The following is a 26,994-nucleotide window of genomic DNA, read 5'->3' as shown; positions in this document are numbered from 1 at the left end:
ACCTTTACTGACCGCGATGGTGGCAGCCGTGGTCGCCGTGGCCGGGGCGCTCACCGCCGCGTCCGGCACCGCGCACGCCGCCCCCACACTGCTGTCGCAGGGCAAGACCGCGACGGCCTCCTCCACCGAGAACGCCGGTACCCCGGCCTCCGCCGCCGTCGACGGCAACACCGGCACCCGCTGGTCGTCGGCGGCCAGTGACCCGCAGTGGCTCCAGGTCGACCTGGGCGCCACCGACACCCTCAGCTCCGTCTCGCTCAACTGGGAGACGGCGTACGCCACGGCGTTCAAGATCCAGGTCTCCGACAACGGCCAGACGTGGACCGACGCCTACTCCACCACGACCGCCACCGGCGGCCAGCAGTCGATCCCCGTAAACGCTTCCGGACGCTATGTACGGATGTACGGGACGGCCCGCGCCACCGGATACGGCTACTCCCTGTGGGAGTTCCAGGTCTACGGCAGCACCGGCGGCGGCACCAACCCCGGCGCGTGCGGCACCGCCAACGCGGCGCAGGGCAAGACCGCGACGGCCTCCTCCATCGAGGGCGCGGGCACACCCGCGTCCGCGGCCGTCGACGGCGACCCCGGCACCCGCTGGTCCTCCGCGGCGAGCGACCCGCAGTGGCTCCAGGTGGACCTCGGCTCGTCGCAGACCGTCTGCCAGGTGGTGCTCAACTGGGAGGCGGCGTACGGCACCTCCTTCAAGATCCAGGTCTCGGACAACGCGCAGACCTGGACCGACGTCTACTCGACGACCACCGGACCGGGCGGCGTCCAGACCCTCGACGTCTCGGGCACCGGCCGCTACGTGCGGATGTACGGCACCGTGCGGGCGAACGGATACGGCTACTCCCTGTGGGAGTTCCAGGTCCACACCACCTCCGGCGGCGGCACCACCACACCGCCCCCCACCGACCCCGGCGGCGGTGACTTCTCCGGCACCGTGATCTCCGCCTTCAAGCAGGTCACGGCCTCCTCCTACGAGGGCGGCAACGCCCCGGCCGCCGCCCTCGACGGCCGGACGACCACCCGCTGGTCGAGCCTGGCCACCGACAACCAGTGGCTCCAGGTCGACCTGGGCGGCACCGGCACCATCAGCGGCCTCGTGCTCAACTGGGAGTCCGCGTACGGCACCGGCTACCGCATCGAGGTCTCCGACAACGGCACCTCGTGGACGCAAGCGTACGCGACCACGACCGGCAAGGGCGGCATCGAGAAGCTGCCCGTCACCGGCAAGGGCCGCTACGTGCGCTTCACCGGCACCGCCCGCGCCACCGGCTACGGCTACTCCCTGTGGGAGTTCCAGGTCTACGGCACGGTCGACACCTCCACCGCGACCCCGCCGCTGCTGTCCGGCCCGACCAAGGCCCCGGCCACCACGGGTCAGTTCCAGCTCGCGGCGCCCGCGAACAAGGCGATGGTCACCACCACCCGCCGCCCCCAGCTGAGCTGGAACGCGGTCTCCGGCGCCGCCCACTACGAGGTGTGGCTCAACATCAGCCGCACCGACTACGACTGGACGGCGTCCGGCAACCTGCTGGACCTCTACACCAAGGTGGCCGAGCCCACCGGCACGACGTACACCCCGAGCTGGGACATCACCGACCGCTGGACGTACAAGTGGTTCGTGGTGGCCGTGACCGGCTCGGGTGCCAAGACCACGTCCGACATCCGGCAGTTCAGCGTCTACCTGCCGGACGTCGAGCAGGTCGCGGACGGCGTCAACGTCATCAACGGCGCCCGCGACCTCAACAAGGACGGGCAGATCGAGCCGTACGAGGACTGGCGGCAGCCGGTCGACGTACGGGTCAACGACCTTCTCAGCCGTATGACGCTGGAGGAGAAGGCCTACCAGATGTTCTACAACGTCCAGACCTACCCGATGTCCGGCTGGCACTTCGGGCCGGCGCAGCCGGGGGATCTGGACACCGTGCTGAAGTCCACGGCCGCGACCCGGCTCGGCATCCCGCCGGTCTCCGCCGGTGACACGACCGCGGGCTACCAGACCACCTACCCGCTGCAGAGCACCCTGTCGGCGGGCAAGGACTACCCGCTCGACTACAAGCTCGGCGACATGCAGCGCAAGGAGGAGCTGGAGGTCGGCGCGCGCGGCACCCTGTCGCCGCTCGCCGAGGTCGGCACCAAGGTGCTCTACCCGCGCATCCAGGAAGGCGGCGGCGAGAACGCCGACGTCGCGGCCGCGCAGCTCAAGGCGCTGGTCGCGGGTCTGCAGGGCGGTCCCGAGCTGAACCCGTCCTCGGTGCTGGCCACGGTCAAGCACTGGCCGGGCGAGGGCGCGGGCGGCGAGGCGGGCATCGTCTACGACGCCACCACGATCAAGTACCACATGATCCCGTTCCGGGCGGCGATGGAGGCCGGCGCGGTCAACATCATGCCGGGCTACGCGGGCAGCTCGTACCTCGACCCGGGCGGTCCGGGCGCGGGCGACAGCGCGAAGATCCTCACCTACCTGCGGCAGAACATGGGCTACACCGGTCTGATCACCACGGACTGGCTGCCGTCGGGCGCGTGGGTCAACGCGGCGAACGCCGGTTCCGACGTCATGGGCGGCGCCGACCCCGGCGCCGTCGGCTTCACCATGGCGTCCTTCGAGCAGAACGTGCCGCAGTCCCGGATCGACGACGCGGTCAAGCGGATCCTCACGCTCAAGTTCGAGCTGGGCGTCTTCGAGCACCCGTACGGCGACCCGGTCAACGGCCCGTACCGCTTCCACCAGCCCTCCTACACGCAGCTGGCCAACCAGGCCTCCCGCGAGTCCAACACCGTGCTGAAGAACGACGGTGTGCTGCCGCTCAAGCTCAACTCGGGCGACAACATCGTGGTGGCCGGCGACCGGGCGACCGACGGTGCGGCCTGCTGCATCTGGTCCAGCTACTTCCACCCGGACTACGGCTCCCTGGACCAGCTCGACGCCCTCAAGGCGAGAGCCGGGCAGGCCGGGGTGAACGTCTCCCAGGGCACGGCGACCAATCCGAAGGTCGCGGTGCTGTACGTCGGCGAGCCGTCGTACACCCACGCCACGGCCTGGCCGGACACCCAGCCGTACCTGCCGGCCGACCAGCTGGCGCTGATCCAGCAGTACAAGAACCAGGGGCTCAAGGTGGTCGTCGTGCTGACGCTGCCGCGGCCCATCGTGATCAGCGACTGGAACAACCTGGCCGACGCCATCGTGGTGACCTACCGCGGCGGCGAGGAGGTCGGGCCCGCGACGGCGAGCCTGCTCTTCGGCGACTACACCCCGCACGGCCACCTGCCCTGGCAGCTGCCGCGCAGCCTGGACCAGATCCTCAAGCCGGGCGGCGGCGACGTGCAGGCCGACGCGAACGAGGCGTGGGACCTGCCGTACGACCTCGGCGCGACCGCCGCCGAGCGGGCGGACATCCGGGCGAAGATCGACGCGGGCCAGACCGTGCCGCCGACGTACGGCAATCCGCTCTACCAGTACGGCGCCGGGCTGACGAGCTGGGCGACAGGCTGACCGAACGGTGCCCGGAGCCGGACGTGAACCGGCTCCGGGCCCCGGCCCGGTCCTGACCGCCGGCCGCGTCCCGGGTCGTCCCGTCCCGGTGGCGCGGCCGGTTTCCGTACCGACCGGCGCGGCGCCCTCACCGCATGCGCGAGGCACAGTGAGCGGATCGTTTGGAATCTGCAATGCGGGCGGCTCCTTCCGCCTCGCACCTGCGGACTTATGATCGTCCCCGTGTCCGCGCCCCGCGTGCGGCAGAGAGGACGACATCCTGTGACATCCCGTTCCGCACGACGCCGTACGCTGCCCCTCGCCGTGGGCGGCGCCGCGCTGCTGCTGGCGCTCACCGCCTGCTCCTCCTCCGACTCGTCCGACGCGTCGGACTCCCCGAGCTCGTCGGGCTCCGCCGCGACCTCCACCGCGTCCCCGAAGGTCAGCGGTACGGTCACGGTCTTCGCCGCGGCCTCGCTCAAGGAGACCTTCACCGAGCTGGGCAAGCAGTTCGAGGCCGCGTACCCGGACACGAAGGTGACCTTCAACTTCGGCGGCAGCGACACCCTCGCCGCCTCCATCACCGCCGGTGCCCCCGCCGACGTCTTCGCCGCCGCGAGCCCCACGACCATGCAGACGGTCACGGACGCGGGCGACGGCAAGGGCACTCCCTCCACCTTCGTGCGCAACCAGCTGGAGATCGCCACGCTGCCGGGCAACCCGCAGCACATCGCCACCCTCAAGGACCTCACCAAGTCCGGCCTCAAGGTCGCGCTGTGCGCCAAGACCGTGCCGTGCGGCTCGGCCGCGCAGAGGGCGCTCACCGCGAGCAGCCTGAAGCTCACCCCGGTGTCGTACGAGCAGGACGTGAAGTCCGCGCTCACGAAGGTGGAGCTGAAGGAGGTCGACGCCTCGGTGGTCTACCAGACCGACGTCAAGGCGGCGGGCGGCAAGGTGGACGGCGTGCGGTTCCCCGAGTCGGCGGGCGCGATCAACGACTACCCGATCGTGGAGCTCGCGCACGCCCCCAACACAGCGGGCGCGCAGGCCTTCATCGCGCTGGTGAAGTCCGCGGAGGGCCAGAAGGTCCTGACCGAGGCGGGCTTCCTGAACCCGTGAGCGTCTTCTCCGCCGGTCCCGGGACCGGGCCCGAGCCCGGCCCCGGGACCGCCCTGCCGGGGGCGCCGGAGCTGCCGTACGGGGGCGGCCCCGGCGCTCCGGAGGCCGCCCGGCGCAGGCGCTCCCGGGGCGGGCGCGCGCCCGTCGCGCTCGCGGTGCCCGCCGTGCTCGCGCTCGCGTTCCTCCTGCTGCCGCTCGTCGCGCTGCTGATCAGAGCGCCCTGGCGGAGCATGCCGGACCAGCTCACCAGCGCGGCCGTCTGGCAGGCGCTGCGGCTCTCGCTCCAGACGGCGACGCTGGCCACCGCCGTGTCCCTGGTCTTCGGCGTGCCCCTCGCCTGGCTGCTGGCCCGCACGTCCTTCCCCGGCCGCCGCCTGGTGCGCGCGCTGGTGACACTGCCGCTGGTGCTGCCACCGGTCGTCGGCGGTGTGGCGCTGCTGCTGGCGCTCGGCCGCAACGGCGTGGTCGGCCGCTGGCTGGACGCGTGGTTCGGGGTCACGCTGCCGTTCACCACGTCGGGCGTCGTCGTGGCGGAGGCCTTCGTCGCGATGCCCTTCCTCGTCATCACCGTCGAGGGCACGCTGCGCGCCGCGGACGTCCGCTACGAGGAGGCCGCGGCGACGCTCGGCGCCTCCCGGCTGACCGCCTTCCGCCGGGTGACGCTCCCGATGATCGCGCCGGGTGTCGCGGCGGGCGCGGTCCTGGCATGGGCGCGGGCGCTCGGCGAGTTCGGGGCGACCATCACCTTCGCGGGCAGCTTCCCCGGCCGCACCCAGACCATGCCGCTGGCCGTCTACCTCGCCCTCCAGGACGACCCGGCAGCCGCGATCGCCCTGAGCCTGGTGCTCCTCGCGGTCTCCCTCGCGGTCCTGGCGGGCCTGCGGGAGCGCTGGACGGGCGGTGCGCTGTGAGGGCGTGCGCGCGGCGACGGGAGACGACATGACGGCCACCACTGCCCCGGCCCTGCTGACCGGGGAGGGCCTCGACGCCCATCTGGTCCTCGCCCGCCCGGACTTCACCCTCGACGTCGAACTGGCGGTGCGCCCCGGCGAGGTGCTGGCGCTGCTCGGGCCCAACGGGGCGGGCAAGACCACCGCGCTGCGCGCCCTCGCGGGGCTCGCCCCGCTCACCGGGGGACGGCTGCGGCTCGACGGGAAGACGCTGGAGGAGCCCGCGCTGCGCCGCCGGGCCGCGCCCGAGGACCGCCCGGTCGGCGTGATCTTCCAGGACTACCTGCTCTTCCCGCACCTGACCGCGCTGGAGAACGTCGCCTTCGGCCCGCGCTGCCACGGCGTGCCGCGAGCCGCCGCCCGCGCGCTGGCCGCCGAACTCCTCGGCCGGATGGGCCTCGCCGACCACGCCGGGAAGAAGCCGCGCCGCCTGTCCGGCGGCCAGGCCCAGCGGGTCGCGCTGGCCCGCGCGCTGGCGACGAACCCGCGGCTGCTGCTCCTGGACGAGCCGCTCGCCGCCCTGGACGCGGGCGCCCGGCTCGACGTACGGGCCGAACTGCGCCGCCGGCTCGCGGCGTTCGAGGCGGTCGCGGTGCTGGTCACGCACGACCCGGTGGACGCGATGGTGCTCGCCGACCGGGTGCTGGTGATCGAGGACGGGCGGCGCGTCCAGGAGGGCACCCCCGCGGAGGTCGCCCGCCGCCCCCGTACGGACTACGTGGCCCGCCTCGTCGGCCTCAACCTCTTCCGCGGCGACGCCTCGGCCCGCACGATCCGCCTCGCGCCGGGCCTCACCCTGCCCCTCACCGCGGAACTGGAGGGCCCCGCCTTTGTGGCCTTCCCGCCGTCCGCGGTGACCCTCCACGCCACGAGGGCCGCCGCCGCGCAGGCCGGTGCGGCGGTGTGGCCCGCGACCGTCCGCACGCTCGAATCCCACGCCGACGCCGTCCGCGTCCACCTCACCACGGCTGAGGCCGCCCTCCCCCTGACCGCCGACCTCCCCGCCCACTCCCTCACGGCCCTCCCCCTGGAGCCCGACGCACCGGTGTGGGCGGCGCTGCCGGAGGGGGAGGCGTACGTGTGAGGAAGCCGCTCAGTCCCGGCGGAAGGTGGGGGACGTGTTCCCCCAGAGGTCCGTACCGCTGAGGGGGTTGTGCGGCAGGCTCCCCTGGAAGGTGCGCACCAGGAATTCGACGATGCCGCAGTCGAAGCGGGTCACCGCCGGCTCGTAGGGACCGTGCTGCCTGCGGAAAGTGACGACGCGCCACTCGTCGGGCTCACCGACGGTGCTCCAGAAGGCGTTGTCGCCATCGGGCGTGTAACCCCACAGGACCAGACCGCCCTGCACCAGATACTCCGGCTCGATGCCTTCCAGACCTTCTTGCTCAACAGCCGCGGTCGAAAGGACCCCAAAGGCCTCTCCGACCTCGGAGGCCCGGACCGGGGGCAGGATTCCGAAGTAATCCGAAATCAGCCCCGGTCCGTACGTCTCCATTAGCCAGAGAAAGTCCGCGGGCAACGCCGTTCCGTACCCGCGCACGATCTCGTCCGGGGCAGGGGGGACCCATTTCTGGGCGGGTGGCTCCAGCAGCCGCAGAAGCTCATCTCGTGTGGACATCACTTCTCTTTTCGCCCTGATGTTCGACTACTCGCCGATGGTGGCACACAGGTATGACGCTCCGGTGCGGACCGTGCTCCCGGCACCTGCGGCGTACGCGTGGAGGATTCGCCTCGCGGGCGGGTTACCAGGTCCCGGGCGATAACCCTTTGGCGGGCGGCAGGTGCCCCTGCTAACCTCCCGGTGGCCGTGCAGGAGAACGAGGAGGTGGTACCCGTGAACGCAGTTTCGACATGGGTGCTCCCCTCCGGGGTCACGGTCGGGCGGTAGGTCGTCCGGGAGCGCCGTCACGCGTACTCCCGAAAGGCACGACCGTGCACTTCACTTCAGAGCGGCTTCTCGACGACGGGGTCGCCGAGCGCCAGTTCACCCTCGGCGAGATTCCCGGCACCCTCTGGACCACCGGGTCCGCACCCGCGCCGCTGATCCTGATGGCCCACAACAACGGCCTGCCGAGGACGGAGCCGCGCCTCGTGGGCCGGGCCCGGCTGACGGCCGCGTACGGCTACGCGGTGGCCAGTATCGACACCCCCGGGTGCGGCGAGCGGCCGCGGTCGGCCGCCGCCGAGCAGGCCCGCGCCGAGCTGCGGCGGGCGATGCGGGCCGGCGAGCCGGTGGACGAGATCTTCGAATCCCTTGTGGCACCGCTGGTCGCGAACGCCGTCCCGGAATGGCGGACCACCCTCGACGCGCTCCTCGACCTCCCCGAGGCCAACGGCCGCGTCGGCTACTCGGGCTGGACCGCGCTCGGTGTCGCCCTCGCGGTGGCCGATCCGCGGATCGAGGCCGCGGGGCTCTTCGCCGGGGGGTACGTGCCCCGCGCCCAGCGTGAACAGGCCCCGCAGGTCACCGTCCCGCTACTGCTCCTGCTCCAGTGGGACGACGAGGGCAATCCCCGGCAGCGCGCCCTCGACCTCTTCGACGCCTTCGGCAGCAAGGAGAAGACCCTGCACGCCAACCTGGGCGGCCACCTCGGCACCCCGGCCTTCGAACGGGAGGACGGCGACCGCTTCTTCGCCCGTCACCTGAAGTAGCCCGCGCGCCCGCCGGGCCGGCGCGTGAACGCCGGCCCGGTCGGGCGGCGGCCGGGACGCGGTCCTTGCCGTAGCAGATCCCGGCGTACGGGCCCGCGCAGTACGCCGGGATCCGTCGGTAGCGGTGCCGGACGCCAGGGGTTGTCACCGCCCGCCGGGGTCCGTGAGGCTGCGTACGTACGTCAGTCCCGGCTCCCCGGAGAACTCCCGCTCGCCGACGGCCTCGAACCCCGCCCGCGCCAGCACCGCCCGCGATGCCGCGTTGCCGAGCGTGGTCCCGGCCCGCAGGAAGCTCAGCCCGTACCGCCCGGCGGCCAGCCCGCACACCTCCCGCACCGCCCACGTCGCCAGCCCCCGCCCGGCCGCGCGCTCGGCGATCCGGTAGCCCAGCTCGGCCCCGCCGTCCGCCACATCCACGAGATTGACCCGGCCCAGCACCTCCCCGCCGTCCCCCACCACGACGTGGAACCAGCACTCCCCGGCCTCCTGCTCCGCCAGCCGCGACGCCAGCATCACGCCGAAGTGCGTGAAGAACTCGTCCCCCCGGTCCGGAACGGAGGCCGCGAAGTAGGCCCGGTTCTCGGCCTCGAAGGCGAGCAGCGCGGATTCGTGACCGGGGCGGAGCAGCTGGATCTCGGGCATGGGCGGCACTATAGGCATCCCCGGGTACCCGCGGCACGGGGCCTCGGGTGCGGGGCGGTCCTCCCGCCCGGTTGCGCCGTTCCGCCCCGGCCGCCGTACGCGGGTGACGTCCGGCCGCAAGCGGGGCAGAATCCGGGACATGCGGACGATCGACCACATCGCCCACCTGGAGCGGGAGGGCGAACTGCTCGCGGACGCCGCCGCGGAGGCGGGCGAGAACGCACCCGTGCCGACCTGTCCCGGCTGGACGACCGGCGACCTGGTCCGGCACACCAGCACCTTCCACCGCTGGGCGGCGCGCATCGTGGCCGGGCGGCTGCCGGGTCCCGTGCCGGAGGATCCGATGCCCGCGGAGCCGGTGGGCGAGGCGCTGCCGCCGTGGTTCCTGGAGGGGCACGGCGCCCTGGTCCGTACGCTGCGGGCGGCCGGTGAGGACACCGCGTGCTGGGCCTTCCTGCCCGCGCCCTCACCGCGGGCGTTCTGGGCCCGGCGCCAGGCGCACGAGACGGCGGTGCACCGGGTGGACGCCGAATCGGCGCGCGGCGGCCGGCTCTCGCCGCTGGACCCGGAGTTCGCCGCGGACGGCATCGACGAGTTGCTGACCGGATTCCACGCCCGCGCGCGCAGCCGGGTACGCACCGGACGGCCCCGTGTGCTGCGGGTACGGCCGACGGACGCCGCCGGGGCGTGGACGGTACGGCTCTGCGCCGACGCGCCGCCGCGCACGGAGCGGTCCGCGGGCGACGGCCCGGCCGACTGCGAGCTGACCGGCCCGGCGCAGGACCTCTACCTCGTGCTGTGGAACCGGCTGCCGCCCGACGCCGCGACCGTCACCGGCGACACCGCCCTCGCCGCGCTGTGGCGGAGGACCTCGGCCGTCACCTGACGCCGCCGCTCACGACAACCCTCGCGCCGCGGTGCCCCAGCGCTCCTCCGCCATGTGGATCACTTCGTCGAGGACGTCGCGCGAGCGGACGAAGTCGGCCATCGTCGGTCGATGCTCTCGCGTTCCTCCACGAGTCCGTCGACGAGATCGGGGGTGGCGATCTCGCTCGGGCCGCCGTCGTCGCGCATGCAGGGAAGCAGTCGGGCGATCTTCTTGCTGGACAGCCCCGCCGCGTAGAGGGTCTGGACGCGGATGACGCGGTCGACCGCCCAGTCGGCGGCGCGTCACCGACGCCGTGACGGCGGCGGGCGGCCGGATGTTCCTGCAACTCCAGCACGGCGGGCGGGTGGGCCACCCCGACCTGCTCGAACGCCTCCGCACCGGCGCCCCGAGCACCCAGGTGAAGGACCACGGTCTGATGTACGCCGGCGGCACCTCCGGCTGCACGGACCACCCCACGCTCCCCGACCCCCGAACCGGCCCCCGAACCGGCCGCGGCCTGACCGGCGGTGGGGTGCGTCGCGACGCTGTCGACCGCGCCGGATGGTGCCCCGCGGCTGCGGAGCACCACCCGGCTCAGGCTGCCGGGGTCAGGCGGTGGGGAGGGTCCAGGTCTGGTTGGTGGCGGCGGTGCAGGTCCAGATCTGGAGACGGGTGCCGTTCGCGGAGCTCTTGCCCGTGGCGTCCAGGCACTTGCCGGACTGCGGGTTGACCAGGGAGCCGGACGCGCCGGGCTGCCAGACCTGCGAGCCGGTCCCGTTGCAGTCGTACAGCTGGACCTGCGTGCCGTTCGCCGTACCGGCCGAGGCCACGTCCATGCACTTGCCCAGCGCGCGCAGCGTGCCGTCGGAACCGACCGTCCACTTCTGGGCGTTCGTGCCGTTGCAGTCGTAGAGCTGGACGGCCGCACCGTTGGTGCTGCTCGCGCCCGCGACGTCCACGCACTTGCCGCCCAGGCCCGTGATCGCGCCGGTGCCGCCGCCGGGGGGCGGGGTGACGGGGCCGGTGGCGCCGCCGAGCCAGCGCAGGCCCTGGAGGAGGAGCTGGTTCTGCTGGGGGCTCGCGAAGGTCGACGACAGGGTGGTGTTCGTCGCGTAGTCCATCGCGTTGTGACCGAAGTTGTTGTAGATCATCTTGTAGTTGCGGTTGCTCCACACGATCGGGTAATAGCCGCTGTACCAGGTCTGGTTGGGGTCGGTCCCGATCGGGAAGGTGGACTGGTCCATCGACGCGAGGATGTCGATGGCCGGGTTCTGCCGCAGGTCGTTCTGCCAGCTGTACCACTCGCTCACCGACGAGGTGATCGTGGACGGCAGACCCGCGGTCGCCGCGTGGTTCGGGTCCTCGATGCGCAGCGTCTCGGACGTCGGGCCCCAGCTGTTGGAGCGGAAGGTGCCGGTGCCGAGGAACGTCTCGTGGTACCAGGACCAGTCGCTGGGCGTCTGGTCGTTGTAGGCCGCGACGTGGAAGCCCATCCAGCCGCCGCCGCCTTCCATGTACGTGCGGAAGGCGCTCTGCTGGGCCGCGGTGTGCGGGTAGTTGTCGAGGAACATGACGACCTGGTAGTTCGCCAGGTTCGCGGTGTTGAGCTGGTTCCAGTCGTTGGTGGCGGTGTAGGTGAAGCCGTTGGCGGCGGCCTGCTGCGGGAACCAGGTGTTCGCCTCGTGGACGAAGCTGATGTGCGCCGCGTCGTACGTGCCGTCGTAGAACGCGAGGATCTTGAACGGTGCTGCCGCGTGGGCGCGGTGGAACGGCGCCATCAGTGCGGCGAGCAGCAGGGCGACGAGTGCCAGCAGGCGTATCGCCGTACGGGGTCCGGCGGTGCGGATGGGGACCATCGGTGGCCTTCCTGTGCGCGACGGTGGGGGGACGTGCGCCTGTAGGGGGATTCAAAGGTCTAGACGGTGTTCATGTCAATGACCTATGGTCCATACCACCGACGACATCCCCCCAACTTCCCTCGCGTTCGAGGAGCCCTCATGAGACGCGCCACGCAGCGGAGTAACCGGTTTCGTAGAATCCCCGCTCTCATCGCCTTCGGAGCAGCAATCACAACGGTCGCCGCGTTGGTGACCGGTACCGGCGCCGCGACCGCCGCCACCCCGGCCGCGGCGAAGGCGGCCCCCGCGGCCGCCCGCCCGGCCGCGGCTGCCGCACCCGCGGTCGCGGCCGCGCCGACGTCGTTCGTTCATCCCGGAGTCATGGTCAGCCGGTCCCAACTGGACTTCGTGCGCGGCAAGGTGCAGGCGGGGGCCGCGCCCTGGACGGCCGCGTACAACCAGATGATCTCCAGCTCGTACGCCTCCCTCTCGCGTACGCCCAAGCCGCGCGCGAGCGTCGACTGCGGCCCGTACTCCAACCCCAACAACGGCTGTACGGACGAGCGCGAGGACGCCATCGCCGCGTACACCGACGCGCTCGCCTGGTACATCAGCGGCAACTCCGCCTACGCGCAGAAGGCCATCGCGCTGATGGACGCGTGGTCGGCGACCATCACGACGCACACCAACAGCAACGCCCCGCTGCAGACCGGCTGGGCCGGGTCGGTGTGGCCGCGCGCCGCGGAGATCGTCAAGTACACCTACACCGGCGGCTGGCCCAACGCCGGGCGCTTCGCGACGATGCTGCGCACCGTCTACCTGCCCGAGGTCATCAACGGCTCCAACAGCAACGGCAACTGGGAGCTGACGATGATGGAGGCCGCGGTCGGCATCTCCGTCTTCCTCGACGACGCCTCCTCCTACGACCGGGCGATCGCGCGCTACCTCAACCGCGTCCCGGCGTACGTCTACCTCAGTTCGGACGGCGCGCTGCCGAAGACCGTGCCGGGCAGCGGGCTCACCACGGCGTCGCAGATCATCGGCTACTGGCAGGGCCAGTCCACCTTCGTCGACGGCCTCACGCAGGAGACCTGCCGCGACTTCACGCACACCGGCTACGGCATCGCGTCCATCTCGGACGTCGCCGAGACCGCGTACATCCAGGGCCAGGACCTCTACCCGCAGGTCGGCCCGCGGCTCCAGCAGGCGCTCGGCTTCCAGGCGAAGTACGAACTGGGCGCGACCCCGCCGTCCTGGCTGTGCGGCGGCAGCCTCAACCTGGGCCTCGGCCCGGTCACCGAGGTCGGCTTCAACGCGCTGCACAACCGTATGGGCATCGCGATGACCAACACCCAGACGCTCACCGAGTCACGGCGCCCCGCGGGCACGAACAACCTCTTCGTGGCGTGGGAGACCCTGACGAACGCCGACAACCCCGACGTCGCCCCGGGCGGCGCCACCCCGCCCCCGCCCGCCACCTCCGGCGCGATCACGGGCCTGGGCGGCAAGTGCGTGGACGTCGCGGGCGCGAGCAGCACCAACGGTTCGGCCGTCCAGCTCTACGACTGCAACGGCACCGCCGCGCAGACCTGGACCGTCGCGTCGGACGGCAGCCTCCAGGCGCTGGGCAAGTGCATGGACGTGGTGTCCGCGGGCACGGCGAACGGCACGCAGGTCCAGCTCTACGACTGCAACGGGACCGGCTCGCAGGTCTGGCAGCCCGGCGCGTCCGGCTCCCTGGTGAACCCCCAGTCCGGCAAGTGCCTGGACGCCACGGGCAAGAGCTCCGCGAACGGCACCCGCCTCCAGATCTGGACCTGCACCGCCGCCACCAACCAGACCTGGACCCTCCCCACCGCCTGACCCCGGCACGGGGAACCGAGACCGCGCCGCCGCGGAGCATGGGTGCGCATTCGCGGCGGCGCCTCCCCCGGCAGGTCCGTTTCGTTCAAGACGGGCCCGGGCCCGCGGGCTAGCGTCGGGGGCATGAACGCACCTCGTGTGACACCTCGGCTGGACATGATCGGGATCGTCGCCTCCGACATGGCGGCCTCGCTGCGCTTCTACCGGCTGCTGGGCATCGACCTGCCCGCGGCGGCCGACGGGGAGCCGCACGTCGAGGTCACCCTCCCGGGCGGCCTGCGTCTCGCGTGGGACACCGTCGCGACCGTCAGGTCCTTCGACCCGACGTGGCAGCCGGCCCGCGGCAACCGCGTCGCGCTCGCCTTCGACTGCGGCACCCCCGCAGGCGTGGACGCGCTGTGGGACGAGCTGACGTCCGCGGGCCACGAGGGGCACCTCAAGCCGTGGGACGCCTTCTGGGGCCAGCGCTACGCCGTCGTCCACGACCCGGACGGCAACCCGGTCGACCTCTTCGCCGCGGCCTGAACGACGCCCTTGTGCCGGCCCGCCCACCGCGCCAGGATCGGGCCGCATGAGCCGTCCCTACGACGACGAGCGGCTCGCCGCCGCCTACGACCGGGGCAACGGCATGCCGGAGCGCTCCCCGCGGGCCTGGGTGGAGCTGATCGCCTCCTTGGCGCCGCGCCCCGCGCCCGCGATCGTCGAGGTCGGCGCCGGGACGGGCGTCTTCTCCGCGGCGATGGCCCGCTGGATCGAGGGCTCCACCGTGCTGGCCGGGGACCCCTCGGACGCGATGCCGGCGCAGGCGCGCCAGCACCGTACGCATCCCGCCGTGCGGTACGCGGCCGGGTCCGCGGAAGCCGTGCCCGCCCCGGCGGGGGCCTTCGGCCTGGCCCTCCTCTCGCGGGTGATCCACCATCTCCCGGACCGGCCGCGGGCGGTGACCGAGCCGGCCCGGATCGTGCGGACCGGCGGACGGGTCGTCGTCCGGACCACCTTCCGCGAACGCCTGGATTCGGTGGTGTACGACCACTGGCAGTTCCGGGCCGGGCTCGTGTCCCTGGAGGCGGCGGCGCGCGGCGCCGGGGCGGGCCCGGTGGCCGAGCGCCACGACGTGGCCGTGTTCTCCCGCTCGTGACGGGGGCTCAGGACGCCGGGGCCCGCCACTCGTGGGCGAGCAGGCCGAGGACCACCTCGTCCACGAACGCGCCGAGGACCCAGGCGGCGGAGCGCAGGACGCCCTCGCGGACGAAGCCGTTGGCCTCGGCGGCGCGCAGCATCGCCTGGTTGTCGGCGAGGGTCTCGATCTGGAGGCGGTTGAGGCCGCGGACGACGAAGCCGTAGTGACACAGCACCGCGACCGCGTCGGAGCCGTAGCCCTTGCCTCTGGCGGACGGCAGCAGGCTCAGGCCGAGGTGGGCGTAGCGGCTGTGGGTGTCGATGCCCCACAAGGTGGCGTGGCCGACGAGCGCGCCGCCGGACAGTTCCACCACGGAGAAGGGGACGTTCTTCGGGTCCAGGTCGTCGACCACGAACCGGGGGTCCTTCGTGCCGGGCGCGGCCGGGCGCCAGGCCTCGGCCTCGGAGCGCGAGGCCGTGGCCACGTCGTCGAAGAGCTCGGCCCGCAGGATCGGGATGTCCTCCTCGTGCCGGGCCCGCAGCCCGACCGTACGGCCTCGTAGCATGCCGCCTTCCTACCCGGCGGGGGCGGCGGGCGGCAACCCGGTCAGTTCGCCGAGCGGGACGCCCGCCAGTGCGCGGACCTCACGGGCCAGGTGGGGCTGGTCGGCGTAGCCGGTGTCGGCGGCGACGCGGGCGAAGGGGACGCCCGCGCGGGCGAGGGCCAGGGCGCGCTGGAGGCGCAGGACGCGGCCGAGGGTGCGCGGCCCGTAGCCGAAGGCGGCCTCGCAGCGGCGGCGCAGCTGGCGCTCCCCGAGGCCGCACACGGCGGCGACGTCCCGGACGGACCGCCCGGCGGCGAGGGCGGCGGTCACCGCGGCGGGCAGCGGATCGGCGGGGCCGGCCTCGCACGTCCGGGCGACGGCCCAGGCTTCGAGGGCGGCGACGGGGTCGGCGTCGGCGCGTGCGGCGAGCCGCCGGGCGCGGGCGGTGGGCCAGAGGTCGGCGAGCGGCACCCGGCGGTCGCGCACCTCGGCGGCGGGGGCGCCGAGCAGGGCGGGCGCGGTGCCGGGGGCGAAGCGCAGTCCGGCGAAGGCGCTGCCGGGGCGGGCGGTGGCGACGTGGGCGGCGGTGTCGGGCCCGGCGACGAGCAGTGTGCCGTCGTACCAGATCAGGTCCATGCAGCCGTCGGGCAGCACACGGTAGGGCGCGTCCCCGCTGTCCGTGCGGCTCCACACGGTGACGCCGGGGACGGCTCCCGGCCGCTCACGGTATCCGCCCACCTCCCCATGATGCCGTGGACCGCCGACAGCGCGGCCTCAGCGCTGCCGGTGCTCGTCCCACCGCGTCTGCGGGGGCGGCGGCGGGAAGGGTGGCAGCGGGGGCGGCGCGGAGGGGCGGGGCGGCACGAGCGGGCGGGGGCGGCGCGGCGGGTCGAGCGGCTCGGGGCGCTCCGGGCGGGGGCGGCGGGCGCGCAGCCGGGAGCGGATGTCGGCGTGCGGGAGGACGTCCACCCAGCGCTCGGGGTATTCGGCGGGCGGGTCGGCGTCGTCGGCGTCGTCCTCCAGGCTGCCGGCCGCGGCGGCCTGCCGGGCGCGGCGGGCGGCGGCGCGGGCGACGACCTCGGCGGCGACGGCTTCCTTGCGGCGGTTGTTCTCCTCGCGGGCGGCGGCGGTGGCCAGCGACGGCCACACACGGTCGACGGCGGCGTTGACGGCGGCGCCGACCAGGACGGCGAAGGCGCTCACGCCGATCCACAGCAGGACGGCGATGGGCGCGGCGAGGGAGCCGTAGATGGTGTGGCCCTCGACGGCGTGCCCGAGGTAGATCCGCAGCACGAAGCTGCCCAGCATCCACATGAGCAGGGCGACGAGCGCGCCGGGCACGTCCTCGTACCAGGGCGACCGGACGGGCACGGACACGTGGTAGAGGGTGGTGAGGAAGGCGACCGAGGCGAGCAGCACGGCGGGCCAGTAGAGGATGTGGACGGTGCCGGTGACGCCGGGGATCAGGTCGTCCACGGCGCCGGGGCCGACGACGACCAGCGGCAGCACGGCCGCGCCGAGCACGAGCGCGACGACGTACAGGACGAGCGACATCAGCCGGGTCTTGACGATGCCGCGGCGGCCCTCCAGTCCGTACATGATGGTGATGGTGTCGACGAAGACGTTGACCGCGCGGGAGCCGGACCACAGGGCGATGACGAAGCCGATGGAGATCAGGTCCGGGCGGCGGCCGTGGAAGACGTCGTCGACGAGCGGTTTGACCAGGTCGTTGACGCCCTTGTCGGAGAGCACGGTCCCGGACGCGCTGAGGATGTTGTGGCGTATGTGGTCGATGGTGTCGAGACCGACGACGGTGTCGACGTAGCCGAGCGCGCCGACCAGGCCGAGCAGCAGCGGCGGCAGCGACAGCAGCACGAAGAACGCCGCCTCGGCGGCCAGGCCGGTGACGCGGTACTCCAGGCAGGAGTCGACCGTGTCCTTGAGCAGCAGCCAGCCCACCTTCCGCTTGGAGACGTTGCGGTAGAGCACCCGGGCCCGCCGCCAGCGGCTCGGACGCCGGTGGCTTCTTTCTTCTGCTGCTTGCACCCCCTTACGTTAGCTGGCATGACTGCCGTCACCCACACGGTCGCGAACCAGGCCCCGCCCCTGGTCGGCCATGACGTATACAGCACCGACACCGCGCTGACCGAGGCCGTCGCCCGCCATGCGGACCCGGCCGGGCTCGCGGAGGTCACCGAGGAACTCGTCCGGCTCGGCGAGGCCGCCGGTTCCGCCCAGGCGCAGCGCTGGGGCGAGGAGGCCAACACCTGCTCCCCCGTGCTGCGCACCCACGACCGCTACGGTCACCGCATCGACGAGGTCGACTTCCATCCGTCCTGGCACCGGCTGCTCGGGCACGCGATCACCGCGGGCCTGACCGACGCCTGGTCGCGGCCCGACGGGCATCTGCGGCGGGCGGCCGGGTTCCTGGTGTGGTCGCAGGTCGAGGCCGGACACGGCTGCCCGGTGTCGATGACGCACGCCGCCGTGCCCGCGCTGCGCGCCGACCCGGAACTGGCCGCCGAGTGGGAGCCGCGGCTCGCCTCGCAGTCCTACGACCCGCGGCTGGTGGCCCCCGGCGAGAAGCCAGGGGCGCTGTTCGGGATGGGCATGACCGAGAAGCAGGGCGGCTCGGACGTGCGCGCCAACACCACCCGGGCGGTGCCGCTCGCCGAACCCGGGACGTACGCGCTGACCGGGCACAAGTGGTTCTGCTCGGCCCCGATGTCGGACGGCTTCCTGGTGCTGGCCCAGGCGCCGGGCGGGCTGACGTGCTTCCTGCTGCCGCGCGTGCTGCCGGACGGGACGCGGAACGTCTTCGCGATCCAGCGGCTCAAGGACAAGCTGGGCAACCGCTCCAACGCCTCCGCCGAGGTCGAGTTCGACGGCACGTGGGCGCGCCGGGTCGGCGAGGAGGGCCGCGGGGTCGCCACGATCATCGAGATGGTCGCCGCGACCCGGCTGGACTGCGCGCTCGGCTCCGCGGCGCTCATGCGGCAGGCCGTCGCGCAGGCCGTGCACCACGCCACCCACCGGGAGGCCTTCGGCGGCCCGCTCATCGACAAGCCGCTGATGCGCAACGTGCTCGCCGACATGGCGCTGGAGTCGGAGGCCGCGACGGCCGCCGTCATGCGGCTCGCGGCGTCGTACGACGCGGACACCGAGCAGGAGCGGCACCTGCGGCGGCTCGGGGTGGCGGTGACGAAGTTCTGGGTGACCAAGCGCTGCCCGGCGGTCGCGGCCGAGGCGCTGGAGTGCCTGGGCGGCAACGGCTACGTGGAGGAGTCCGGGATGCCGCGGATCTTCCGGGAGTCCCCGCTGAACTCGGTGTGGGAGGGCTCGGGCAACGTCCAGGCGCTGGACGTGCTGCGGGTGCTGGGGCGCGAGCCGCTCGCCGTCGAGGCGTTCCTGACCGAGGTGGGACGCGCACGGGGCGCCGACCACCGGCTGGACGCGGCGGTCAAGGACCTGCTGTCGGACCTCGGCGACCTGGAGGGCGTGGAGGCGCGCGCCCGCCGGGTCGTGGAGCGGATGGCGCTGGTCCTCCAGGGCTCGCTGCTGGTGCGGTACGCGCCGTCCGCGGTGGCCGACGCCTTCTGCGCCTCCCGGCTGGGCGGCGAGTGGGGCTCGACCTTCGGCACCCTCCCGTCGGGCCTGGACCTGGCGCCGGTGCTGGAGCGGGCGGCACCGGTCGCGGGGTGAGCGGCCCCGGCGGCTTCCGTACGGGCGGGGCGTCCGTACGGGCGGGGCGTCCGTACGGGCGGGGCGTCCGTACGGGCGGGGCTTCCGTACGGGCGGGGCTCGGTAGGGGCCGGCGTCCGTACGGGCGGGGCTCGGTACGGGCGGGGCTCGGTACGGGCCGGCGTCCGTACACCGGGGCCGTCGCGGATCCGGCGGGCCCGGGGGGGGCGGGCCCCGGGCCCTACGGTGCCGTCACGGCCGCCGGTCCGCCGCGGTGGCTGCGGTGCGCGGTGGCCGGGCCGAGGACGCCGAGCAGGGCGAGCGCGTCCACGCCGGGCGAGCCGGGCTGCGGTGTGAAGACCAGCAGCCGCTGGTCCTGCGACGGCGTGAGCAGCACCTCGTAGTCGAAGACGATCAGCCCGACCTCGGGGTGCAGCACCCGCATGCTGCTGCGCTGCTTCACCGCGACCTCGTGCGCCTCCCACAGCTCGCAGAACTCGTCGCTCGCCGCGCGCAGCCGGGCGACCAGCGCCGCCGCAACGGGGTCGTTCCCCCGGCGGGCGACAGCGGCCCGCAGGTCGGCGACCATCTCGCGGCTGCGCTCGGCGTGCTCCTCGACCGGGTACGCCTCGCGCAGCACCGGGTCGGTGAACCAGCGCCAGGGCACGTTGCGGTCCTCCTCGGCCACCGTGCACACGCAGCCGAACAGCGCCTCGGCGAGCGCGTTCATCGCCAGCAGGTCGCCGAGGTCGCCGATGAGCTGCGCCGGGGTCTGCGTCATGTGGTCCAGCAGGTAGCGCAGGCTGGGGCGGACGTGCAGGCCCGCGCCCGGCGGCAGCGGCGGGGGGTGGCCCGCGAGCAGGTACAGGTGGTCGCGCTCGTCGGTGGTCAGGCGCAGCGCGCGGGCCAGCGCGGCGAGGATCTGCGTCGAGGGCTGCGGGCCGCGGGCCTGTTCGAGCCGCATCACGTAGTCCGCGGACATGCCCGCGAGGTGGGCGACCTCCTCGCGGCGCAGCCCGGGGGTGCGGCGGTGCCGCCCGACCGGCAGATCGGCCTCCTCGGGCCGCAGCCGGTTGCGCGACCGGCGCAGGAAGTCGGCGAGTTGCTCGCGGTCCATCTGCATGTACCCATCATGCAGCGCCGGGCGGCGGGTGCGGCCGGGGGTGCCTAGGACGGCCCGTCCTAGGCGAAGCGCTCCGATTTTCACCGCCGGGCGGCGGCGGCACGGTGGGGGCATGACACAGACACAGATCAAGAACCTCCAGGACACGCTGCGCAGCCGCCCCGCCCTGGACCCGGACATGCCGGTGGCCGACCAGCGGGCCTTCTTCGAGGAGATCACCTCCACGGCGGTGCTCCCGGAAGGCACCGTCACCACCGAGGGCCGGCTCGGCGGGGTCCCGGTCGTGCACACCGCGCACCCGCAGGCAAAGGGCGGCCCGGACGCGCCGGTCGTGCTCTACCTGCACGGCGGCGGGTTCGTCGTCGGCTCGGCCCGCTCGGGCACCTCGCTCACCGCGGGGCTGGCCTCCCGGGCGCACGGCCGCGGTGTCTCGGTGGGCTACCGGCTGGCGCCCGAGCACCCCTTCCCCGCCGCGGTGGAGGACACCCTCGCCGTCTACCGCGCGCTGCTGGACGACGGTACGGCGCCCTCCCGGATCGCCTTCGCGGGCGACTCGGCGGGCGGCGGGCTCGCGCTCCAGGCGCTGGTCGCCGCCCGGGACGCCGGGCTGCCGCTGCCCGCGGCCGCCGTGGTCCTGTCCCCCTGGTACGACCTGACGATGTCCGGGGCGTCGATCACCACGCGGGCCGCCGACGACCCGATCCTGACCGCGCACATGCTGGGCCGGTACGCCGCCGCCTACCGGGGCCCGGCGACCGGCGCCCTGCCGGTGCTGGACGACCTGCGGGGGCTGCCGCCGCTGCTGGTGCAGGCGGGCTCGCACGAGATCGTGCTGGACGACGCGGTGGCGCTGGCCTCCCGCGCGGCCGCCGACGACGTGCCGGTCGAGCTGGAGATCACCGCCGGGGCCACGCACGTCTTCCAGCGGTTCGCCGGTTCGGGGCTGCTCGACGAGGCCGACGCGGCGCTGGACTCCGCGGGCGCCTTCCTGCGCCGCGCCCTGACCCCGGTCCTGGCCGCGGCGGTGTGAGCGGGGCGTCGTATACGAAGGGGGTACGCGGTGGGCGCCGGACCGGGGCCGCGCGGGGCGCCCTCCGGACCGGAAGGGGCGGTCCCCGGCCGGGGGTGGCGCCGCGCCGACTCGGCACCACCCCCGAAGGTGACGCGGCGTCACTGTCCGTCGGTAAGCGCTCTCGGCGCAACCGTTGCACACCGTTGCACCAAAGCCCGGCGGCCCGGGGCCGTACCGGGCACCATGGGCAGCGGGAGCTGCGGGGGCACCGGGACGGAGGCGGCGTGGCAGACCGGCCGATCGGCTACGGACGGCTCGACGGGTCGGACCTGACGAGGTCGCCGCACCTGCTCGCCTCGGTGCGGGCGGCCACGCTCGCCGGGGACATCCCGCCCCAGGCGCCGCGCGCGGTCATCGGGGCGTCCTGGGCGCGGACGCTGGACCACGGGGTCGATCCGGACGTGGGACGGCACAGCGGACTGCTGGCCGCCGAGGAGATCGAGCACCGGCGGCACGGCAGCCCGCTCGGCGAGGTGCTGCCGGTGCTGGCCGACGGCCTGGTCTCGGTCGCGGACGCGGCCTGGCACATCATGGTCGTCACCGACGCGGAGGGCCGGGTGCTGTGGCGCGACGGCAGCGTCGCGGTGCGCCGCAGCGCCGACCGGCTGGGATTCGCCGAGGGCGCCTCCTGGTCGGAGGAGGCCGTCGGCACCAACGCGATCGGCACCGCGCTCGTCACCCGCAGGCCGCTCCAGGTGCACTCCGCCGAGCACTTCGTGCGCACCCACCACGGCTGGACGTGCGCCGCGGCGCCGCTGCACGACCCGCGCGACGGGCGGCTGCTGGGCGTGGTGGACGTGAGCGGACCCGCCTCGGCCGTGCACCCGGCGACGCTGTCGCTGGTGTCGGCGGTCGCCCGGGTCGCCGAGGGCGAGCTGCGCAGGCGGCACTGGGCGGCGGTGGAACGGCTGCGGTCGGTCGCGGCGCCGCTGCTCGCGGGGATCGGCGGCCGCGCGCTGGTGGTGGACCGCAACGGATGGACGGCGGCCGCGACCGGGATCGCCCCGGCCGAGCGGATCGCGCTGCCCGCCGCGGTGACCGCGGGGCAGGTGTGGCTGCCGGCGCTGGGGATGTGCCGGATCGAACCGCTGCCCGGCGGCTGGCTGGTGCGCGTCGGCGACGGCGAGCCGTCCGCCGCGGCCGGCCGGGTGGTGGTGGACGTGAGCGGCCCGGCGTGCTGGACGGTGACCATGGCCGGTCCGGCGGGCCGCTGGGCGCTGCCGCTCACGCCCCGGCATGCGGAGCTGCTGTACGTCCTGGCGGTGCACCGGGCGGGCCGGACGGCGGCGGAGCTGGCGGGCGACCTGTTCGGCGACCCGACCCGTACGGTGACGGTGCGGGCCGAGATGTCGCGGTTGCGGCGCACGCTCGCGGGGGTGCTGGCACACCGCCCGTACCGCTTCGCCGAGGAGGTGGAGGTCGAACTGGTGCGCCCGCGCCGGGCGGCCGACCTGCTGCCGCACTCGGTGGCGCCCGCGGTGCTGGCCGGGCGCGCCCCGCGCGGCTGAGCCGCGGTCGCGCCCGGCGCTGCCGCGTACCCCGTCCGACGGCGGCTGCCGCCTCCCACCTGCTCCTCCGTGTCCGCGGCGGGAACGTGACGTGCGCCATAGTTTGCCACATAGTGAGATGCGGACGTCCACATGATGGATAACGGTGGACTCTCCCGAGACGTGCATGCCACGCTTCCGTCATGTCTCGCACTGGAATCGCCTTGGTGGGTCGGCCGCACGTCGACTTCTGCCGCGTTTCCAGCGCCATCTGTCCGGCGGGCTGACCGCACAGCTGCACTGCTCCGCCATCCCCGCCGTCGTGGATGCACGGGAGTTCCCCTGTGTCCGCGGCCGTCGTACCACCGCTCTGCGTTTCCCCAGGCCACAGGGTACTTCCGCGCCGTCAACGACCGTATTCGAGCCTGCCAGAAGGACGCATCGCCATGGCATCCAGCCCCGCCGACACCCCGCAGCCGTCTGCCGGGACGCCCAGGACACCCGCCGCGGCCCGCCGTAAGTCGACGCGGCACCGCGGCGAAGGCCAGTGGGCCAAGGGCCACTTCACTCCGCTCAACGGCAACGAGCAGACGAAGAAGGACGACGACGGTCTCAACGTGCGGACACGCATTGAGACGATCTACGCCAAGGCGGGTTTCGACGCGATCGACGGTGCCGACCTGCGCGGACGCATGCGCTGGTACGGCCTGTACACGCAGCGCCGCCCCGGGATCGACGGCGGGCGCACCGCGATCCTGGAGCCCGAGGAGCTGGACGACCGCTACTTCATGATGCGGGTCCGCATCGACGGCGGCCGGCTGACGGTGGCCCAGCTGCGCGTCGTCGGCGAGATCTCGCAGGAGTTCGCCCGCGGCACCGCCGACATCACCGACCGGCAGAACGTGCAGTACCACTGGATCCGCATCGAGGACGTGCCGGAGATCTGGCGCCGGCTGGAAGCGGTGGGCCTGTCGACGACCGAGGCGTGCGGCGACACCCCGCGCACCATCCTGGGCTCCCCGGTCGCGGGCATCGCCGAGGACGAGATCATCGACGGCACCCCGGCGATCGACGCGATCAAGTCCCGTTACATCGGCAGCAAGGAGTTCTCCAACCTGCCGCGCAAGTTCAAGACCGCGATCTCCGGCTCGCCGCAGCTCGACGTGGTGCACGAGATCAACGACGTGTCCTTCGTCGGCGTCGAGCACCCCGAGCACGGTCCGGGCTTCGACCTGTGGGTCGGCGGCGCGCTGTCCACCAACCCGCGGCTGGGCGAGCGGCTCGGCGCGTGGGTGCCGCTGGACGAGGTGCCCGACGTGTGGGCGGGCGTCGTCGGCATCTTCCGCGACTACGGCTACCGCCGGCTGCGCTCGCGCGCCCGGCTGAAGTTCCTGCTGGCCGACTGGGGCCCGGAGAAGTTCCGCCAGGTGCTGGAGGACGAGTACCTGGGACGCCCGCTGCTCGACGGCCCGGCGCCGGAGCTGCCGCAGCAGGTGTGGCGCGACCACATCGGGGTGCACCGGCAGAAGGACGGCCGCTTCTACGTGGGCTTCGCCCCGCGCGTCGGCCGCGTGGACGGCGCCACGCTCACCAAGATCGCCGAACTGGCCCAGGGCCACGGCTCGGACCGGGTGCGCACCACGACCGACCAGAAGATGATCGTCCTGGACGTCGCCGAGGACCAGGTCGACTCGCTCGTCGCGGGCCTGGAGTCGCTGGACCTCCAGGTGCGCCCGTCGCCCTTCCGGCGCGGCACCCTGGCGTGCACCGGCATCGAGTTCTGCAAGCTGGCCATCGTCGAGACCAAGGCGCGCGGCGCCTCGCTCATCGACGAACTGGAGCGCCGCCTGCCGGACTTCGACGAGCCGGTCAACATCAACATCAACGGCTGCCCCAACTCCTGCGCCCGCATCCAGACCGCCGACATCGGTCTGAAGGGCCAGCTGGTCACCGGCCCCGACGGCGAGCAGACCGAGGGCTTCCAGGTCCACCTGGGCGGCAGCCTCGGCCTGACCGCCGGCTTCGGCCGCAAGGTGCGCGGCCTGAAGGTCACCTCGGCCGAACTGCCGGACTACGTCGAGCGGGTGCTCACGCGCTTCCAGGCCGAGCGCACCGACGGCGAGCGGTTCGCCCAGTGGGCGGCGCGCGCCTCCGAGGAGGCGCTGTCGTGAGCGAGCGTGCCGCCCCCTTCTACTGCCCCTACTGCGGCGACGAGGACCTGCGCCCCTCCGAGGAGGGCGGGCACGGCGCCTGGGAATGCCGGGCGTGCTCCCGCGCCTTCAAGCTGTCGTTCCTCGGGCTGCTGGCCAGGAGGCCGGCCGCCGATTCCCCGCAGGGAGGCGCTTCGTGACCACCGCTTCTTCGTACACCGCCGACCAGTTGCAGGAACTCGCCGAGCAGGCCGGCCGCGACCTGGAGGACGCGTCCGCGCTCGACGTGCTGCGCTGGGCCGCCGACACCTTCGGCCCGCGCCTGTGCGTGACGTCGTCGATGGAGGACGCCGTCGTGGCGCACCTCGCCTCGCGCGCGCTGCCCGGTATCGACGTGGTCTTCCTCGACACCGGCTACCACTTCGAGGAGACCATCGGGACGCGTGACGCGGTCGCGGCGGTCATGGACGTCCACGTCATCACCGTCACGCCCGAGCAGACCGTCGCCGAGCAGGACGCGCAGTACGGCCCCAGGCTGCACGACCGCGACCCCGACCGGTGCTGCGCGCTGCGCAAGATCGCCCCGCTGGAGCGCTCGCTGGCCGGCTACGACGCGTGGGCGACGGGCCTGCGCCGGGACGAGTCGCCGACCCGGGCGAACACCCCGGTCGTCGGCTGGGACGCCAAGCGGCAGAAGGTCAAGATCGCCCCGATCGCCCGGTGGACGCAGGACGACGTGGAGGCCTACGTGGCCGAGCACGGGGTGCTCACCAACCCGCTGCTGACGGACGGCTACGCCTCCGTCGGCTGCGCGCCCTGCACCCGGCGGGTGCTGGAGGGCGAGGACGTACGGGCCGGGCGCTGGGCGGCGTTCGGCAAGACCGAGTGCGGGATACACCAGTGACGGCGGCTCAGCCGCAGGAGGCTTCGATGACAGCGGGCGCCACCGTCTGGCTCACCGGCCTGCCGAGCGCCGGCAAGACCACGATCGCCCGCGCGCTCGCCGACCGGCTGCGCGCGGACGGCCGCCGGGTCGAGGTGCTGGACGGCGACGAGATCCGCGAGTTCCTGTCCGCGGGTCTGGGCTTCAGCCGCGAGGACCGGCACACCAACGTGCAGCGGATCGGCTTCGTGGCCGAACTGCTCGCCGCGCACGGGGTGCTGGTGCTGGTGCCGGTCATCGCGCCGTACGCCGACAGCCGCGAGGCGGTCCGCAAGCGCCACCAGGCACGCGGCACCGGCTATGTGGAGGTGCACGTGGCCACGCCGGTCGACGTGTGCTCGGTGCGGGACGTGAAGGGCCTCTACGCGCGGCAGGCCGCGGGCGAACTGACCGGACTGACCGGGGTGGACGACCCCTACGAGGTACCGGAGACCCCCGACCTGCGGATCGAGACCCAGGGCAGCACCGTCGAGGAGTCCGCCGCAGCGGTGCACGCGCTGCTCGCCGAGAGGGGCCTGACGACATGAGCACCATCGCGACGCACACCGAGCAGCGGGACAGCCCGTACGCGCTGACCCACCTGGACGCGCTGGAGTCCGAGGCGGTCCACATCATCCGCGAGGTGGCGGGCGAGTTCGAGCGGCCGGTGATCCTCTTCTCCGGCGGCAAGGACTCGATCGTCATGCTGCGCCTGGCGCTGAAGGCGTTCACGCCCGCGCCGGTGCCGTTCTCGCTGCTGCACGTCGACACCGGGCACAACTTCCCCGAGGTGCTGGACCTGCGCGACCGCACGGTCGCCGAGCACGGCCTTCGGCTGTACGTGGCCAAGGTGCAGGACTACATCGACGACGGGCGGCTGCGCGAGCGCCCCGACGGGCTGCGCAACCCGCTGCAGACCGTGCCGCTGACCGAGGCCATCGCCGGGCACCGCTTCGACGCGGTCTTCGGCGGCGGGCGGCGCGACGAGGAGAAGGCCCGCGCCAAGGAGCGGGTGTTCTCGCTGCGCGACGAGTTCTCCCAGTGGGACCCGCGCCGCCAGCGCCCCGAGCTGTGGCAGCTCTACAACGGCCGGCACGCGCCGGGCGAGCACGTCCGCGTCTTCCCGCTGTCCAACTGGACCGAGCTGGACGTGTGGCAGTACATCGCGCGCGAGAAGATCGAGCTGCCCTCGATCTACTTCGCGCACGAGCGCGAGGTCTTCCGGCGCAGCGGCATGTGGCTGACCGCCGGCGAGTGGGGCGGCCCGAAGGCCGCCGAGCCGGTCGAGACCCGGCAGGTCCGCTACCGCACGGTCGGCGACATGTCCTGCACCGGCGCGGTCGACTCGACCGCGACCACGCTGGACGCGGTGATCACCGAGATCGCCGCCTCCCGGCTGACCGAACGGGGGGCCACCCGCGCCGACGACAAGATGTCGGAGGCGGCGATGGAGGACCGCAAGCGCGAGGGGTACTTCTAGAC

The 26,994-nt window shown here is 73.5% G+C and carries 25 protein-coding genes and 2 pseudogenes; 19 read left to right on the top strand and 8 right to left on the bottom strand.

What is annotated here, in order from left to right:
• Positions 1-16 precede the first annotated feature (16 nt).
• The 4 genes from ACH4PY_RS10025 to ACH4PY_RS10010 all read left to right on the top strand — a co-directional run bounded on the left by ACH4PY_RS10025 (position 17) and on the right by ACH4PY_RS10010 (position 6,634).
• Positions 17-3,502 carry a discoidin domain-containing protein gene (locus ACH4PY_RS10025; protein ID WP_398178352.1) on the top strand — a complete coding sequence of 1,162 codons (3,486 nt, stop codon included), beginning with the start codon at positions 17-19 and terminating at the stop codon, positions 3,500-3,502.
• Positions 3,503-3,763: 261 nt separating this feature from the next.
• Entirely contained in the window at positions 3,764-4,600 is an 837-nt protein-coding gene (gene modA, locus ACH4PY_RS10020; RefSeq protein WP_398178349.1) for a molybdate ABC transporter substrate-binding protein, read from the top strand.
• A gap of 53 nt (positions 4,601-4,653) precedes the next feature.
• Positions 4,654-5,511, top strand: a complete 858-nt coding sequence (locus tag ACH4PY_RS10015) for an ABC transporter permease (protein WP_398179294.1) — start codon at positions 4,654-4,656, stop codon at positions 5,509-5,511.
• A gap of 28 nt (positions 5,512-5,539) precedes the next feature.
• Positions 5,540-6,634: an ABC transporter ATP-binding protein gene (locus ACH4PY_RS10010; RefSeq protein WP_398178346.1), complete on the top strand. Its 1,095-nt coding sequence runs from the start codon at positions 5,540-5,542 to the stop codon at positions 6,632-6,634.
• A 9-nt stretch (positions 6,635-6,643) separates the two neighbouring features.
• Here the strand turns inward: ACH4PY_RS10010 and ACH4PY_RS10005 are convergent, their stop codons facing one another.
• Positions 6,644-7,168, bottom strand: a complete 525-nt coding sequence (locus ACH4PY_RS10005; protein WP_398178343.1) for a hypothetical protein — start codon at positions 7,166-7,168, stop codon at positions 6,644-6,646.
• A gap of 314 nt (positions 7,169-7,482) precedes the next feature.
• Here ACH4PY_RS10005 and ACH4PY_RS10000 point away from each other — a divergent pair, with 314 nt between their 5' ends.
• A complete protein-coding gene (locus ACH4PY_RS10000) occupies positions 7,483-8,202 on the top strand; it encodes a dienelactone hydrolase family protein (protein WP_398178340.1) in 720 nt (239 codons plus the stop codon).
• A 144-nt stretch (positions 8,203-8,346) separates the two neighbouring features.
• On the opposite strand, the gene ACH4PY_RS09995 is transcribed toward ACH4PY_RS10000, so the two are convergent.
• Complete coding sequence (locus tag ACH4PY_RS09995; protein ID WP_398178337.1) at positions 8,347-8,844, bottom strand: GNAT family N-acetyltransferase; 498 nt, start codon at positions 8,842-8,844, stop codon at positions 8,347-8,349.
• A gap of 139 nt (positions 8,845-8,983) precedes the next feature.
• On the opposite strand from ACH4PY_RS09995, the gene ACH4PY_RS09990 reads away from it, so the two are divergent.
• Positions 8,984-9,730 carry a maleylpyruvate isomerase family mycothiol-dependent enzyme gene (locus ACH4PY_RS09990; protein ID WP_398178334.1) on the top strand — a complete coding sequence of 249 codons (747 nt, stop codon included), beginning with the start codon at positions 8,984-8,986 and terminating at the stop codon, positions 9,728-9,730.
• 9 nt (positions 9,731-9,739) lie between these two features.
• On the opposite strand, the pseudogene ACH4PY_RS09985 reads toward ACH4PY_RS09990, so the two are convergent.
• Positions 9,740-10,005: pseudogene (locus tag ACH4PY_RS09985) on the bottom strand (hypothetical protein); the annotation flags it as partial.
• 315 nt (positions 10,006-10,320) lie between these two features.
• Positions 10,321-11,568, bottom strand: a complete 1,248-nt coding sequence (locus tag ACH4PY_RS09980; protein ID WP_398178331.1) for a ThuA domain-containing protein — start codon at positions 11,566-11,568, stop codon at positions 10,321-10,323.
• A 141-nt stretch (positions 11,569-11,709) separates the two neighbouring features.
• On the opposite strand from ACH4PY_RS09980, the pseudogene ACH4PY_RS09975 reads away from it, so the two are divergent.
• From ACH4PY_RS09975 to ACH4PY_RS09960, 4 genes and pseudogenes are all read left to right on the top strand, one after another.
• Positions 11,710-12,990 (top strand): annotated as a pseudogene (locus ACH4PY_RS09975) (alginate lyase family protein); the annotation flags it as partial.
• Positions 12,967-13,413, top strand: coding sequence for a ricin-type beta-trefoil lectin domain protein (locus ACH4PY_RS09970; protein ID WP_398179291.1), 447 nt, complete (start codon positions 12,967-12,969; stop codon positions 13,411-13,413). The pseudogene ACH4PY_RS09975 and the gene ACH4PY_RS09970, both read left to right, overlap by 24 nt.
• A 123-nt stretch (positions 13,414-13,536) precedes the next feature.
• Entirely contained in the window at positions 13,537-13,938 is a 402-nt protein-coding gene (locus ACH4PY_RS09965) for a VOC family protein (RefSeq protein ID WP_398178328.1), read from the top strand.
• Positions 13,939-13,984: 46 nt separating this feature from the next.
• Positions 13,985-14,551 (top strand): class I SAM-dependent methyltransferase, encoded by a 567-nt coding sequence (locus ACH4PY_RS09960; protein ID WP_398178325.1) that lies wholly within the window; start codon positions 13,985-13,987, stop codon positions 14,549-14,551.
• A gap of 7 nt (positions 14,552-14,558) precedes the next feature.
• Here ACH4PY_RS09960 and ACH4PY_RS09955 read toward each other — a convergent pair whose 3' ends face one another.
• The 3 genes from ACH4PY_RS09955 to ACH4PY_RS09945 are packed head-to-tail and all read right to left on the bottom strand — an operon-like array spanning position 14,559 to position 17,123.
• Positions 14,559-15,098 carry a GNAT family N-acetyltransferase gene (locus ACH4PY_RS09955; RefSeq protein ID WP_398178321.1) on the bottom strand — a complete coding sequence of 180 codons (540 nt, stop codon included), beginning with the start codon at positions 15,096-15,098 and terminating at the stop codon, positions 14,559-14,561.
• Between the two features lie 9 nt (positions 15,099-15,107).
• Entirely contained in the window at positions 15,108-15,815 is a 708-nt protein-coding gene (locus tag ACH4PY_RS09950; protein WP_398178318.1) for a helix-turn-helix domain-containing protein, read from the bottom strand.
• A 36-nt stretch (positions 15,816-15,851) separates the two neighbouring features.
• Positions 15,852-17,123 carry a YihY/virulence factor BrkB family protein gene (locus ACH4PY_RS09945; protein WP_398178316.1) on the bottom strand — a complete coding sequence of 424 codons (1,272 nt, stop codon included), beginning with the start codon at positions 17,121-17,123 and terminating at the stop codon, positions 15,852-15,854.
• 18 nt (positions 17,124-17,141) lie between these two features.
• Between ACH4PY_RS09945 and ACH4PY_RS09940 the strand changes: the two genes are divergently transcribed.
• The gene (locus tag ACH4PY_RS09940; protein ID WP_398178313.1) at positions 17,142-18,779 is read left to right on the top strand and encodes an acyl-CoA dehydrogenase family protein; all 1,638 of its coding nucleotides are present in this window, start codon (positions 17,142-17,144) and stop codon (positions 18,777-18,779) included.
• 220 nt (positions 18,780-18,999) lie between these two features.
• Here the strand turns inward: ACH4PY_RS09940 and ACH4PY_RS09935 are convergent, their stop codons facing one another.
• Positions 19,000-19,881 carry a helix-turn-helix transcriptional regulator gene (locus tag ACH4PY_RS09935; protein WP_398178310.1) on the bottom strand — a complete coding sequence of 294 codons (882 nt, stop codon included), beginning with the start codon at positions 19,879-19,881 and terminating at the stop codon, positions 19,000-19,002.
• 112 nt (positions 19,882-19,993) lie between these two features.
• Here ACH4PY_RS09935 and ACH4PY_RS09930 point away from each other — a divergent pair, with 112 nt between their 5' ends.
• From ACH4PY_RS09930 to cysD, 8 genes are all read left to right on the top strand, one after another.
• Positions 19,994-20,911 carry an alpha/beta hydrolase gene (locus ACH4PY_RS09930; protein WP_398178307.1) on the top strand — a complete coding sequence of 306 codons (918 nt, stop codon included), beginning with the start codon at positions 19,994-19,996 and terminating at the stop codon, positions 20,909-20,911.
• 266 nt (positions 20,912-21,177) lie between these two features.
• Positions 21,178-22,461 (top strand): GAF domain-containing protein, encoded by a 1,284-nt coding sequence (locus tag ACH4PY_RS09925; RefSeq protein ID WP_398178304.1) that lies wholly within the window; start codon positions 21,178-21,180, stop codon positions 22,459-22,461.
• Positions 22,462-22,643: 182 nt separating this feature from the next.
• Positions 22,644-22,727 (top strand): putative leader peptide, encoded by an 84-nt coding sequence (locus ACH4PY_RS09920; RefSeq protein WP_322899662.1) that lies wholly within the window; start codon positions 22,644-22,646, stop codon positions 22,725-22,727.
• A gap of 159 nt (positions 22,728-22,886) precedes the next feature.
• Positions 22,887-24,611, top strand: a complete 1,725-nt coding sequence (locus ACH4PY_RS09915) for a nitrite/sulfite reductase (protein WP_398178301.1) — start codon at positions 22,887-22,889, stop codon at positions 24,609-24,611.
• Positions 24,608-24,790 carry a hypothetical protein gene (locus ACH4PY_RS09910; protein ID WP_398178299.1) on the top strand — a complete coding sequence of 61 codons (183 nt, stop codon included), beginning with the start codon at positions 24,608-24,610 and terminating at the stop codon, positions 24,788-24,790. Before ACH4PY_RS09915 ends, ACH4PY_RS09910 begins: the two co-directional genes overlap by 4 nt.
• Entirely contained in the window at positions 24,787-25,494 is a 708-nt protein-coding gene (locus tag ACH4PY_RS09905) for a phosphoadenylyl-sulfate reductase (RefSeq protein WP_398178296.1), read from the top strand. Before ACH4PY_RS09910 ends, ACH4PY_RS09905 begins: the two co-directional genes overlap by 4 nt.
• A gap of 26 nt (positions 25,495-25,520) precedes the next feature.
• On the top strand, positions 25,521-26,060 hold the full coding sequence (gene cysC, locus ACH4PY_RS09900) for an adenylyl-sulfate kinase (protein ID WP_398178293.1): 540 nt from the start codon (positions 25,521-25,523) through the stop codon (positions 26,058-26,060).
• Positions 26,057-26,992 carry a sulfate adenylyltransferase subunit CysD gene (gene cysD, locus ACH4PY_RS09895; protein ID WP_398178290.1) on the top strand — a complete coding sequence of 312 codons (936 nt, stop codon included), beginning with the start codon at positions 26,057-26,059 and terminating at the stop codon, positions 26,990-26,992. The genes cysC and cysD overlap by 4 nt, the downstream gene beginning before the upstream one ends.
• The last annotated feature ends 2 nt before the right edge of the window (positions 26,993-26,994 follow it).

Source organism: Streptomyces sp. NPDC021224, assembly GCF_044332905.1.
In the GTDB taxonomy this organism is placed as follows: domain Bacteria; phylum Actinomycetota; class Actinomycetes; order Streptomycetales; family Streptomycetaceae; genus Actinacidiphila.
This window is presented reverse-complemented; position numbering and strand designations above follow the sequence as displayed.

Coding starts and splice junctions, on each gene's coding strand:
- ACH4PY_RS10025 (WP_398178352.1), top strand. CDS start 17: ATGGTGGCAGCCGTGGTCGCCGTGGCCGGGGCGCTCACCGCCGCGTCC.
- ACH4PY_RS10010 (WP_398178346.1), top strand. CDS start 5,540: ATGACGGCCACCACTGCCCCGGCCCTGCTGACCGGGGAGGGCCTCGAC.
- ACH4PY_RS10005 (WP_398178343.1), bottom strand. CDS start 7,168: ATGTCCACACGAGATGAGCTTCTGCGGCTGCTGGAGCCACCCGCCCAG.
- ACH4PY_RS09995 (WP_398178337.1), bottom strand. CDS start 8,844: ATGCCCGAGATCCAGCTGCTCCGCCCCGGTCACGAATCCGCGCTGCTC.
- ACH4PY_RS09990 (WP_398178334.1), top strand. CDS start 8,984: ATGCGGACGATCGACCACATCGCCCACCTGGAGCGGGAGGGCGAACTG.
- ACH4PY_RS09980 (WP_398178331.1), bottom strand. CDS start 11,568: ATGGTCCCCATCCGCACCGCCGGACCCCGTACGGCGATACGCCTGCTG.
- ACH4PY_RS09965 (WP_398178328.1), top strand. CDS start 13,537: ATGAACGCACCTCGTGTGACACCTCGGCTGGACATGATCGGGATCGTC.
- ACH4PY_RS09960 (WP_398178325.1), top strand. CDS start 13,985: ATGAGCCGTCCCTACGACGACGAGCGGCTCGCCGCCGCCTACGACCGG.
- ACH4PY_RS09955 (WP_398178321.1), bottom strand. CDS start 15,098: ATGCTACGAGGCCGTACGGTCGGGCTGCGGGCCCGGCACGAGGAGGAC.
- ACH4PY_RS09940 (WP_398178313.1), top strand. CDS start 17,142: ATGACTGCCGTCACCCACACGGTCGCGAACCAGGCCCCGCCCCTGGTC.
- ACH4PY_RS09935 (WP_398178310.1), bottom strand. CDS start 19,881: ATGCAGATGGACCGCGAGCAACTCGCCGACTTCCTGCGCCGGTCGCGC.
- ACH4PY_RS09930 (WP_398178307.1), top strand. CDS start 19,994: ATGACACAGACACAGATCAAGAACCTCCAGGACACGCTGCGCAGCCGC.
- ACH4PY_RS09920 (WP_322899662.1), top strand. CDS start 22,644: ATGTCTCGCACTGGAATCGCCTTGGTGGGTCGGCCGCACGTCGACTTC.
- ACH4PY_RS09915 (WP_398178301.1), top strand. CDS start 22,887: ATGGCATCCAGCCCCGCCGACACCCCGCAGCCGTCTGCCGGGACGCCC.
- cysC (WP_398178293.1), top strand. CDS start 25,521: ATGACAGCGGGCGCCACCGTCTGGCTCACCGGCCTGCCGAGCGCCGGC.
- cysD (WP_398178290.1), top strand. CDS start 26,057: ATGAGCACCATCGCGACGCACACCGAGCAGCGGGACAGCCCGTACGCG.